The organism is Alphaproteobacteria bacterium SS10, from assembly GCA_019192455.1.
GTDB lineage: Bacteria > Pseudomonadota > Alphaproteobacteria > TMED2 > TMED2 > TMED2.
On sequence record JAHCML010000003.1, the window covers coordinates 492,631 to 505,390 of the forward strand.

A 12,760-nucleotide genomic window follows, 5' to 3' on the forward strand; every position below is an offset into this window, starting at 1 on the left:
GGTCTGCTCTAATGATCATTAATCTTCTCTTAATGGTATTAAGGGCGGCAACAATGAAAGCCCTCAGCATAAAAGCGCATGCGGGCCATATTTACCGCGCGTTAGGCATGCCCCGACACGCCCTAGTTACCCACATTGTGGCTTCCGCGATTAAGGGCTATACCGACGCCCAATCGCTTTGGTTCCCGAGGCCCAGAATCAAAACAGCAAAATCCCCACTTGGCCGTTGGCTAAGCAAGCTGTGTCGCCATCGCTTAAGGTGCCCAAAATGAACATGATCACCCCGCCCGCCGATCTGCGTGTAACCCAAGGCTCTTCATCCGTTAAAGAGCTGATCGTTATCGATAGCGCGGCGCCGGATAAGCATCTGTTCTATGCCCAGCAATCAGCAGATGTGGCGATCGTCGAAATCCCCGCTGGTAGCGATGGCCTGGCCGAGCTGGATCGAATCTTGGGCGACTATAGCGGGCTTGAGAGCTTGCACGTCGTCTCCCACGGTGAGGCGGGTGCGATCCAGCTGGGCGACACGCTGGTCGATGCCGCTGCCCTTCAGGCCAATGGCGGCCTGCTCGCCAATCTGGATGCCGCCATGGTCGATGGTGGTGATGTCTTTCTCTATGGCTGTGAGGTTGGCGGGGATGGTTCTGGCCAGGAGCTGCTGACCATCATCAGCGAGGGCGCCAATGTTGATGTCGCCGCCTCCGATGACCTAACCGGTGCGGCCCATCTGGGCGGTGATGGTGAGCTGGAAATTACCGTTGGTGATGTGGATGCCGAGGCCGCCATTGCGCCAAGCGTGTTTGCGTCGATGTCGAGCCTGCTGCCGATACCGGGAACTATTGCGTTTGCCACCGCGTCCAATGCCGGCAGTGGCGGTGGCGATGGATCGGTCAATGCTACCTACACTAATGGTGGATATACCCTGGTAGTCGACGGCGCGGTACGCAATACGCGTATTTATGCAGATCCCACGAATGGGTATGCCTATTCATCTAGTGGAGAAACGTCGGTAACTTTCTCTTTTTCTGGCGGGTATCAATTCGACATTTCCTCGCTCTCTATATTGAACTTTCTGGCACCCCAGACATTCACATTCACCAGCAACGCTGGTGGCAACTATACCTCAGGATCTGTGCCGTCTAACGGAACACAGTCTATAGATCTGGCCACAGCTGGCGGCTTTACCGGCATTACGAGCTTTACCGTCACCGGTAGCATTGGCGCTTACGCTCATTTCGATGACTTGGTTGTCTCTAGTCTAGGCATTCCCAACAGTGAGCCAGTGTTCACCGGGTTAGGCGGCACTGTTGTTTACAATGAGGGTGTGCCGGTCCTCTTGGACGCTGATGCGACGGTGTCGGATACCGAGCTGGATGCCCTCAGCACGGCCGGGGATTACAACGGGGCAACCCTGACCGTTGAGCGTAATGGCGGCGCCAATACCGACGATAGCTTCAGCTTCAGTGAGAGCGGCCCGTTATTCACGGTTAGCGGCGGCAATCTGCAAAGCGGTGGCCTGACCTTTGCCACCTTCACCAACTCTGGTGGCACGCTTACCGTTAACTTCACCAGCTCTGGCACCACGGCGACCTCTGCCCTGGTCGATCAGGTGGTGCAGCGCATTCTTTACAGCAATACCAACCCGTCACCCTTTGGCTCGGCGGTGCTCGACTACACCTTCAATGACGGTACCGATGACAGCATTGGCACCAACCAGGTGTCGGTCACGCTGAACAACGGCACATCAGCCAGCACGACCGCGGCCGGTGCCAATACCAATACCGGCGCCAACCTCTCCCCCGGCATCATCTTTGACACTGCCAATGAAACGCTGACCGTTGCCAATGCGAGCCATGGATCCGGGTCCACCTTTAACGGTCAGGCGGGCAGCGACACGCTGGTGTTGGTTACTGGTGTCGATCTAAGTGGGGCGACGGTCAGTAATTTTGAGAACCTGACGCTGGCAAGCGGTGGCACCTTCACCTTTGGCGCCTCCCAGCTCGGCATCTTCTCGGGCACCATTACGGCGGCAGGCAGCGAGACCATCAATGTGGTGGGCGATGGCAACTTCACCACGCTCGCCAATGTTGAGGATTTCTCTGTTGGTGATGACAGCACCAACACCCGCACCATTACGGTCGCGGAGGCGGGGACGAATGTCTCGGCCACTTCAGGAACCGATGCGGTCACATTCGATGTCGGCACGCTAGCCTTCACCGGCACCCTGATCGGTGACGGCACGGTGAATGACACGGTGTTGCTTGGCAATGGCGCCAACATCACCGGCGCAACGCTGACCAATATTGAGAACCTAACAATCGCGAGTGGCGCGACCGTCAGTATGACGGTGGCGCAGCTGAATTCATTCACCGGCGGCGTAACCGCAACAGGCACGCAACAGGTCAATCTCAGCGGCGATGGCGATTTCACCACCGTGGCTGATATCGAGAGCTTCTCCGTTGGTGATGACAGCACAAACACCCGTACCATCACGGTTGATCAGATAAGCGTTAATGTCTCGGCAACCTCAGCGACCGATGCGATCACCTTTGCCATTGGTTCAATTACTTATGGCGGCACGCTGACCGGTGAGGGGACGGTTAACGATGTTCTCTCGCTCGCTGACGGTGCCTTTGTCTCAAGCGCAACGCTCAACAATATCGAAGACCTGACCCTGGCCACCGGTGCGACGGTAACGCTCAACGCAGCACAGCTAGCCGGCTTCACGGGTACGATCACGGCTGCAGGCTCCGAACAGATCAATGTTAATGCCGATGGTGATTTCACCACCCTCGCCAATGTTGAGGTCTACTCTGTTGCCGATGACACGACCAACACGCGGACCATCACGGTTGCATCAGCCAATGCTAGCGTCTCCGCGACCACCGGCAATGATGCCATCAATTTTGACATTGGTACCCTGACCTTCACCGGCACCCTGGTTGGCAACGGAACGGTCAATGACACCGTCACCCTTGGTAATGGCGCGTCCATTACCGGTGCCACCCTCACTAATATTGAGAATGTGACGCTGACCAATGGCGCCACCGTCAGCATGACGGCCGCACAGTTGGCTTCCTTTACCGGCACGGTGACCGCCAATGTTGGCCCGCAGTTTGTCAATGTCAGCGGCGATGGCGACTTCACCACGCTCGCCGATGTTGAGGAATTCTCCGTCGGGGATGACAGTACCAACACACGGACCATCACGATCAATGGCAGCGACACTGATGTCACCGCATTCGCCGCCAATGATGCGGTAACGTTCAGCCTTGGCACCGGCGCCTTCACCGGTCGCCTTATTGGCAATGGCTTCACCAATGACACGCTGTCAGTCGTCAATGGCACCGATGTCAGTGGTGCCACGCTTAGCAATATTGAAAACCTGACCATCGCCTCTGGCGCCAGTGTTTCCATGACCGTGGCGCAACTGAATGCCTTTACCGGCACGATCACGGCGACCGGTACCAATGCGATCAACCTGACCAATAGCGGGACGATCACCAATACCAATCTTGGTGCCATTGAGACGCTCTCGACCACCAGCGGTGGCACGGAGATCATTCAGGCATCAGCGAGCATTGTTAACAATAAGACACTGACCGCCGCCGATACCGGCAGCGACGCCTTCAACATCACTGGTGCCGCCGGTAACCAGGTCATCAATGGCTCGGCGGGTTCAGACACACTCTTTGGTGGTGCGGGTACCGATACCATCTACGGTGGTGCTGGTGCCGATACGATCAACGGCAACAATCAAGCTGATCTGATTGCCCCCGGCAGCGGTGCCGATGTCATGACCGGTGGGTTCGACAATGACACCTTCACCGGCAGCGACAGCGACCTCAATGGTGATACCATTGCCGATCTTGAGGCCGGTGATACCGTTATCCTGACTGGTTTTGCACTCGGCTCGTCAGAAGTCAGCTTCAACGGCAGTAACGACGTTCTGCGGATCGATACTGACGGGAATACGGGCAACGGGTTTGAGGTTCAGATCAACCTTAGTAATACGCCGGGTGCCAGCCTCGATATTGGTGTTAGTAATGATGGCAGCGACACCACCATCGATTTTACGACGGCTAATTTCCCGCCTGTTTTGGCCGGTGTTGATGGTACGCCAAGCTATATCGAGGGCGCGGCTGCCGTCCTGCTCGATACCGATGCGACGGTGTCGGATACGGAGCTTGATGCGCTTAACACAGGGGTTGGCAACTATGACGGCGCTAGCTTCACCGTCGCACGCAATGGCGGTGCGGACGGTGACGATGTGTTCAGCTTTGTCACCGGTGGCAACCTCACTGTCTCAAGCGGCAACATCCAGGCGGGCGGCAATACCATCGCCACCTTCACCAGCACGACCGGTACACTCACCGTCACCTTTACCAATACCGGCACCATCCCAACCTCTGCCCTGGCTGATGAGGTGCTGCAGGCGGTTCGTTATCAGAACACGAGTGATAACCAGCCAGCCAATGTCACGTTGGATTATACGTTTAATGATGGAACTGCTCCGTCGACTGGTACCAACCAGGTGGTGGTTAGCCTCACCGATGTAAACGATGAGCCGACCCTGATTGCCACTGGCGGTAACCCGACCTTCACGGAGGATGGCGGTGCCCAAGATCTGTTCAACACAGTCACGGCAAGCACGGTCGAGACTGGCCAGAACTTCACCAGCATCACGCTTACGGTCACTAATGTGAATGACGGCGCCAATGAGATTTTGAGCTTTGATGGCTCGAATGTCGCCCTCACCAATGGCAACAGCGTCACCACAGCAACGAACAGCCTGACCGCCAATGTTAGCGTTGCTGGCACGACCGCGACGGTTCAGGTGACGGGTGCCTCACTGTCCAGCGCACAGATGGGTACGCTGATTGATACGCTGACCTATCAAAACACATCGGATGACCCAACCACCCTGGGCAACCGCGTAGTGACGATCACTGAGCTGATCGATGATGGTGGCACGGCGAATTCAGGTGACGCGACGGCAGCACCAAACACCGTATCAACCGTGACGGTGGTTGGGGTGAATGATCCACCAGTGATCGGTGGTGTGTTCGGCGATACCAGCTCACAGGTTGTTGCTGGCACTGGCCCGGGCAACCTTGTCGGCCTCGATGATGCGACGGTTAGCAACCCGGATTCCGATGACCACAATGGTGGCTTTCTCACCATTGCGCAGACCTCCGGCACGACGAATGGCAGCTGGGGCGCGGATGGCACCACTGTCACCTCTGGCGGTGACGCAACGATCTCTGCGGGTGAGGTGATTTCAGTTAGCAGCGTCGCGATCGGTACCGTCAATGTCACCGATGATGGCCAGGGCGGGAATGATCTGACCATCAACTTCAACACGGCTGGTGCGGATGATGTGGCGATCCAAGCACTGATCCGCAATCTGACCTTTGACGCGCCAAGCGTGATTGATACCCGCGCCTTTGATCTCACGCTGAATGACAATGATGGTGTTGTCGGCGGTGGTGATCAGGATGTTACCGGTAGCTTCAGCCTATCCGTGACACCGAACCCGCCGGTCATTGCTGGCCTGGATGGCGACAGCCTGACCCTCGCCAATGGTGGTACCGCGAATGTGGATGTGGGGGGCAATGCCGCCGTCACCGATGCGGACTCAGCCGATTTCAACACCGGCACGCTGACCATTGCCCGGCAGGGTGGGCTCGCCGGTGATTTTGGCCTCGACGGTACTTCTGTAACCGTGAGCCCCGGCTTCAGCGCTGGTGCAACCCTCTCGGTTAGTGGCACGGCCATTGGCACGCTGGTCGCCAGTAACACGGGGCAAGGGACCGAAGATCTTCAGGTGACCCTGAACGCCAACGCCACCCCGGCGCGGCTGTCCACGGTGCTGCAAGAGCTGACCTATACCAGCACGGCACCAGGTGCCCAGGGCTTCGACGTGACCATCGCTGATGGCACGGGCGCCACCTCCCTCACGTCTAGCTTCACCATCAATGTGAATGCCCTGCCGGTGAACACTGTGCCGGGGGCGCAAGCCGCCGTGGATGGCACGGCGCTCGCCATTCCAGGCATCAGCGTTGCCGATGCCGATGGTGGCACCGTAACAACCACCGTCTCTGTCACCAGTGGCGATGGCACCTTCTCCACGACCGGTGCTGCGACCATCACGGGTGACAACACGAACTCAATCCAGCTGGTCGGTTCGGTCGCCGACGTGAACACGACCCTTGGTAATCTGGTCTACACCCCGGCGGTTGATGCTGCCTTCGCCCAGACGGTGACGGTGCTGACCAATGATGGCACGGACACCGACAGTGACACCTTCACCGTTAACGTCACCGACCGCCCAACCCTGATCAACCTGGACGGCGGCAGTATCTCATCGAATGTGGGTGTGCTGACCCAGTTCGATGCCGATGTGGCGGTTGGCGATACCGACACCAATGACTTCACTGGTGGCACGCTCAACATTGCGCGCACCGGTACGATCAGCGGCGATTTCTCGCTGGACGGCACTACCGCGACCTCTGGCACGACGGTGGGCACAGCTGATGCCGTCATCACCCTTGGTGACACGATCTTTGTTGGTGGCCTGGCAATTGCCACCGTGACAGCGGATGGCCAGGGCACGAACGCCCTAACACTGGCGCTCAACACCGTGGCGGCGACCCGGGCGACCCAGACGGCCTTCCTGCAGAACCTGCAATTCACCGGCGATGTTGCGTCAGCCGGCGGCTTTGATGTGACCATCACCGACCCAACCGGCAATACGAGTGAGGTGGCCTCCGTCACCGCCACCGTTACGGTGCCAAGCAGTGGTGGCGGTGCGTCACCGGAGTCTGTGGTGACATCAGGCTCGGATTTCGTTGATCTAAGCCAGCTGCCTAACGTGCCAATCAGCCTTGAGGGCGGCAACGATACTGCCGGTGACAGCATCTTTGCCGATCTTGTTTACGGCAATCAGGGGCAGGACAGTCTCGAAGGCGCCAATGGTCAGGACACCCTCTATGGCGGGCAGGACGACGACTTTGTCGGTGGTGGTGCCGATAATGATCTGCTCTTCGGTAATCGCGGCGATGACCTTGTGAATGGTGGTCCCGGCGACGATGCCGTTTATGGCAATGAGGGGCAGGACACGGTTATCGCTGGTACCGGCAATGATGTTGCCTTCGGTGGCCAAGGCAATGACATCGTCTATGGCAACCAGGGTGAGGATCAGCTGTTTGGCAATCGTGGCGCCGACCTTCTGTTCGGCGGTCAGGGCAATGATCAGGTCAGCGGTGGCGAAGGTGCCGATACCTTAGTCGGGGGCGTTGGTGATGACACCCTAACCGGTGGTCCGGGCGCCGACAGTTTCGACTTTGGTACCAATAGCGGTGCGTCTGTTATCACCGACTATGACGGCGGCACGGGTGATGTGATCATCGGAAACGGCTTCGATGCCGCTGATACCGTGACGCTGACCAATGAGGGCCTGCTGATCCAAAACGAAGCTGGCGCAACGCTGCTGCTAATCGGTGTGACCAGCATCAATGATGTGGTGTTTGGATAGGGGCGGCCCTCGCCCTTACCCGCGTGTCAGCGCTTCTGGATTAGGTGCGCGATGGTGGCGCCCTGACCGTCAATGGTTAGGGCGGCCACGGCCTCCTGCACCGCCTGATCGGCAACCGATACCCGCTCATGATGGCGTAGATGCTCAGTCCATGAGCTCTCGGACCAGCTCTCCACGAACACGGTTGGATCATCCGCATCTTGCAGGATATGCCAGCCATAGGCGCCATATCCCTGACGGATATGCTTCAGCTTCTGTACTTGGTCTAAGAACGCATCCTGGTTGTCATCGGATACGCGATAGGTGGCTGTGATCGTCACCGGTTGGTGATGGTCGGCCTCATCTACGTGTACTGGCGTTGGCCAATGCATGGAGGGGGTGAAGTCCGTGCCAGCGCCAGTGCCCAGCTTCGCCCGCCAAGTAACCGGAATGGCGAGCACAAGGCCGGCGGCGGCGATCAGCATGGCAGTACTGACATCATAGAAGCTGGCAACCTGACCCCAGAGGATCGAGCCGAGCGCCATGGTGCCGAAGAATACCATCAGGAACACCGACAGCCCTCGGGCACGCACCCAATTGGGCAGCGACGTTTGCGCCGAGACATTGAGGGTGGAGAGCACGGCAATCCAGCTTGCCCCGGCTAACCCTGCCGCGAGAGCCGCCAGGATTTGATTGGGTACAACAGCAAAAATGGCGAGCACCAAGGCCGTGCCGATAGAGCCAGCGGCGACCGTCTTATCAGCGCCCAGCTTCTTACGAATGGGCGGCATCACCATGGCCCCGGCCACCGCGCCAGCGCCAACACACCCCATTAGGATGCCGTAGAGCGTGGCACCGCCTTGCAGCACATCCCGTGCGATAAGCGGCAGCATGGCCCAATAGGCGCTGGCGAACAGGAAGAAGCCAACGGCTCGCACCAATGTCTGTTTCAATGGCGCGCTATGCCGGGCATAGCGAAGACCGGCGCCCATAGCGCCCAGAATATGCTCAGGCGGCAGCTTGCTTTGCTTCACCGGCGGTGGGCGCCACCAAATCAGCGCAACAACGATGCCGATTGTTGAGATGAAGTTAAGGGCAAAGGGCGCCGTAATCCCGACGGAGACGATGAGAATGCCCGCTAAGGCAGGGCCAATTGCCCGGCTGACATTGATGCCAACGGAGTTAAGGGAAACGGCGGCCGGTAAGCTGTCGCGTGAAACCAGGCTAGGCACGATCGCTTGCCAGGCTGGCGCCATGAAGGCCGCACCGGTGCCCAGCAGGAAGGTAAAGACCAGCAGCACAACGGGCGTTACCAAACCGGCTGCAACTAGCCCGGTAAAGATCGCCACCGTGATGGCCATCAGAATGTTAACAACGATCAGCAACCGGCGGCGATCACAGATATCGGCAACCGCACCGGCCAAAACGGCGAATAGGAAGACCGGCAGCGTCGTCGCCGCCTGTACCAAGGAGACAATGGCCGGGGAGGGCGATAACTCTGTCATCAACCAGGCCGCGCCAACATCATGCATCCAGGTGCCGATGTTGGAAACGACCGTGGCGACCCATAGGACAGCGAAGGCGCGTTCGCCAAACGGTGCCCAGGCGCTGTTGCTTGTCGCTTTAGTGGCGCCGTCTGATGCTGCTTTAGAGGTTGCGTTCATCATGTCACCTTAGGCCGCAGCGCCCGGCGCGCCAAAGGCGTTGATTGGTGACCAGTCGGGGAGTTCACCCAGCGCCTCCGGCCCATGGGCCTTCAGCCCGTCCTTGGCATGAACCACCTTACCGCCGGTTAAGGTGAGGTCGGCGGTGATATCCGCAATCTCATCTTCGGTAACTGCGAAGTAATCACGATCCAGCACAGCGATATCGGCAAACTGCCCCGCCTTAATCTGGCCCTTGATGCTTTGCTCGCGGCTGAACCAGGCACCGGCGGCGGTCCAGTGGCGGAGGGCGTCTTCACGGCTCAAGGTGTTGTCCTTGGCCCAGATGACATCACCACCGCGTCCCTTGCCTGAGACGGCCCAGTGAATAGCCAACCACGGATTGTAGGAAGAGACACGGGTCGCATCAGTGCCAGCGGCCAGCGGCACGCCGGATGCCATCATCTTTTGCACCGGCATCACCTCCCGCAGGGCCTGCTCACCATAGCGATCCCGATAGGCGGTTGCCTGGAACGCAATCCGGTTCTGGTAAGAGATACCGCCACCTAGTCGCGCAACCCATTCCATCGTGCTCTCGGTGATCGTTTCACCATGGTCGAAGATCCAGTTCAGTTCTTCGAGGCCCTTATCGCGGCCAACCTCTTCCAACACAGTCAGCAGTCGTTGCGCGCTTTCCTCATAGGTGCAGTGGAAGCGGATCGGCCAACGGTTCTCTAGCAGGAACTCCAGAACGGGGCGGAGGTCCCCCTCCATCCGCTTGGGCAAGTCTGGACGCGGGTATGAGAAGTCCTCAAAATCATAGGCGGAGGCGACCAGCATCTCGCCCGCCCCAACACACTTTAAGTACTCGTTGCCTTCATCGGGTTTGACGATGTCATGCCAGCGTTTGAAGTCATCAAGCTCAAACATTGGGCGTTGCGCAAAGAGTTGATAACCGATGCGGACGGTTTGCTCGCCGCGTCGGTTTAGCTCGGTGATCACACCGTAATCATCCGGGTAGTTGAGGAAGCCGCCAGCGCAATCCAAGGCTGAGGTTAGCCCCAGACCGTTTAGTGCGCGGAAGTAGTGCTTGGTCGATAGCACTTGCTGTTCAAAATCGAGCTTGGGCGCCATGTCGAGCAGGGCATAGAGCGGCTGTGCATTCGGCCGGGCCATGGCAAGTCCGGTGGGGTTGCCGTCATCATCCCGCTCCAACCTGCCGGAGACGAAGGGTTCATAGAAATGTTTGTCGATGCCCAGCGCGCGTAAAGCAGCCTTATTCAACCAGGCGCGATCATAGAGGTGCAGCACATAGACCGGGACATCCGGTGCCACGGCATTGATCTCATCCAGGGTGGGTAGGCGTTTTTCAGCGAACTGATCGGCTGACCAGCCGCCGACTACTCTTATCCATTGGCCGGCTGGTGTTCGTTCTGCCTGTTGTTTCAACATGGCCAGGCCATCGGCGAGCGACGGCACATGGTCCCAGCGCAACTCCATCGCAAAGTTATTGCCCTGGCGGATGATGTGGGTGTGGCTATCGATTAGCCCTGGGATAACGCGGCGGCCATCGAGATCGATAACCTCTGCCTCCCCAGCATTGGCCATGATCTCAGCATCGGTCCCGACCGACAGAATGTTGCCATCGCGGATAGCGACTGCCTCGGCCTCCGGTTTGTCTGGGTCGAAGGTGGTGACACGGCCATTGCGCAGGATAAGGGTCGGTTCCATAGGGTTTAGCTCTTATCGGCGATCATCGTGGGAAGAGGGGCGCAGCCGATGCCGCGCCCCTAACTGTTGGTTAGCCTTGTTGCATGATGACGGGCGACCAATCCGGGCTGACTGCCGGGATATGCTTCAGGTCTTCCCGGGCAAAAGCACCGGCGCCATAGACCACCTCACCACCAACGACGGTCAGCTCAGACTGCAGACGGGCAATCTCGGCATCTGTCACGGTGAAGTAATCCCGGTCGAGGACAGAGAAGTCGGCCAGCTGTCCGGCCTGGATCGCGCCCTTATTGCCCGCATCGCCGGTGAACCAGGCCGAGCCGGTGGTCCAGATGCGCAAGGCTTCTTCACGGGTTAGCAGGTTGGCGTCGTCATACATGTTGAGGCCGCCGCGTGAGAGACCGGTGGTCATCCATTGGATTGAGTACCAAGGGTTGAACGAGGTCACGCGAGTGGCATCGGTACCGCCACCAACCGGCACGCCGAGATCAAGGATGGCACGGAAGTTCGGTGTCTTCTTAAGTGCCTCCGCACCGTAATTGGCGACGAAGTCCTCTGCCTGGAATTGGATGCGGTTTTGAAGCGCAATACCGCCGCCCAGATTGGCAATCCGCTCCAGGTTCCGTTGGCTGAAGGTCTCCACATGATCAACGAACCAACCTGGGGTTAGGCCGGCGCCCTTGGCCACATCCTCATAGACGGGCAGCAGGCGATCACCGGTTTCCTCATAGGTGATGTGTTGGCGGAATGGCCAACCACCTTCACCCAGTACGGTCATGACCTGGTGTTGGTACTCCTCCGCATTTCGGTCGATATCCGGCCGTGCGTCGGCGAAGATTTCAAAGTCGTAGGACGCCCAGGCAAGGTTCTCACCGGCACCGACAAACTTCAGCATGTCATCGCCGGTTCCCGCGCGGGTATCGGCGGTCCAGCGCTTGTAGTCGTCGGGCTCTTGCCCCTTATGCTGGGGGAAGGAGTGATAGCCGATACGGGTGGTCAGCAGATCCTCGCCATGCATCCAGCGGATGACCTTGTAGGGATCAGCATCCGGGAACTCCATCCCGCCGCCACCGGCGTCAGAGACCGAGGTGATGCCGAGGCTATTCAGCTCGTCAAAGTATTGGAGTGAGCTATTGATCTGATCACGGATGGAGAGCTTCGGCGCCGCGGCTAGGGTCTTGTACATGACCAGGCCCGAGGGGGCGGCGAGTAGGCGGCCGGTGGCATTGCCGCCCGCATCCTTCTCAATAATCCCGCCTGGATACTCAGGGTGACCAGGCGTGTCGTAGCCATACCATTCTACCGCCTTGGTATTGAGCAGCGTCAGCTTATAGAGGTGGTGGATCAGAACCGGATGGTTGGGCGCAACCGCATCCAACTCAGCGATGGTTGGCAGCCGTTTTTCCTTAAACTGGAACTCAGAGAAACCACCAGCAACCCGGATAAACTGGCCCTCGGGTGTGCGCTCGGCTTGCACACGCAGCAGGTGCAGCGCTTCTTCCAGGCTATCAACACCGTCCCAGCGAACCTCGAGGTTGTAGTTTACCGCACCACGGATCGCATGGGTGTGGCTGTCATTGAGGCCGGGGATCACCCGCTGGCCCCGGGCATTGATCACCTGGGTGAACGGGCCAATCAAGCTTTGCATCTGATCATCAGAACCAACGGCAATGAACCGGCCATCACGGGCGGCGAGCGCGGTCGCGTCCGGCTTTTCCGGATCCATGGTTGTGATGCGACCATTCAGTAGAACGAGGTCGGCACCACCACTTTGCGCATAGGCAAGCGGTGCGCCCGATGCGGCAATGAGGGTGGAGAGGCCAGCCATCATATGGCGGCGGTTCATAGATGTGTTCACGGGCGTGTCCATGGC

General features: G+C 58.7%; 4 protein-coding genes. 1 reads left to right on the plus strand and 3 read right to left on the minus strand.

What is annotated here, in order from left to right:
• Positions 1–268 precede the first annotated feature (268 nt).
• Entirely contained in the window at positions 269–7,537 is a 7,269-nt protein-coding gene (locus KI792_02705; protein ID MBV6631926.1) for a DUF4347 domain-containing protein, read from the plus strand.
• 26 nt (positions 7,538–7,563) lie between these two features.
• Here KI792_02705 and KI792_02710 read toward each other — a convergent pair whose 3' ends face one another.
• The 3 genes from KI792_02710 to KI792_02720 form a co-directional block, all read right to left on the minus strand.
• Positions 7,564–9,180 carry an MFS transporter gene (locus KI792_02710; GenBank protein MBV6631927.1) on the minus strand — a complete coding sequence of 539 codons (1,617 nt, stop codon included), beginning with the start codon at positions 9,178–9,180 and terminating at the stop codon, positions 7,564–7,566.
• Between the two features lie 9 nt (positions 9,181–9,189).
• A complete protein-coding gene (locus KI792_02715; protein ID MBV6631928.1) occupies positions 9,190–10,890 on the minus strand; it encodes an amidohydrolase in 1,701 nt (566 codons plus the stop codon).
• Between the two features lie 70 nt (positions 10,891–10,960).
• Entirely contained in the window at positions 10,961–12,757 is a 1,797-nt protein-coding gene (locus KI792_02720) for an amidohydrolase (GenBank protein MBV6631929.1), read from the minus strand.
• Between the last annotated feature and the right edge of the window lie 3 nt (positions 12,758–12,760).

Bases quoted from the DNA above. Each gene is read 5' to 3' on its own strand.
- KI792_02705 (MBV6631926.1), top strand. From the start codon at position 269: ATGAACATGATCACCCCGCCCGCCGATCTGCGTGTAACCCAAGGCTCT.
- KI792_02715 (MBV6631928.1), bottom strand. From the start codon at position 10,890: ATGGAACCGACCCTTATCCTGCGCAATGGCCGTGTCACCACCTTCGAC.
- KI792_02720 (MBV6631929.1), bottom strand. From the start codon at position 12,757: ATGGACACGCCCGTGAACACATCTATGAACCGCCGCCATATGATGGCT.
- KI792_02710 (MBV6631927.1), bottom strand. From the start codon at position 9,180: ATGAACGCAACCTCTAAAGCAGCATCAGACGGCGCCACTAAAGCGACA.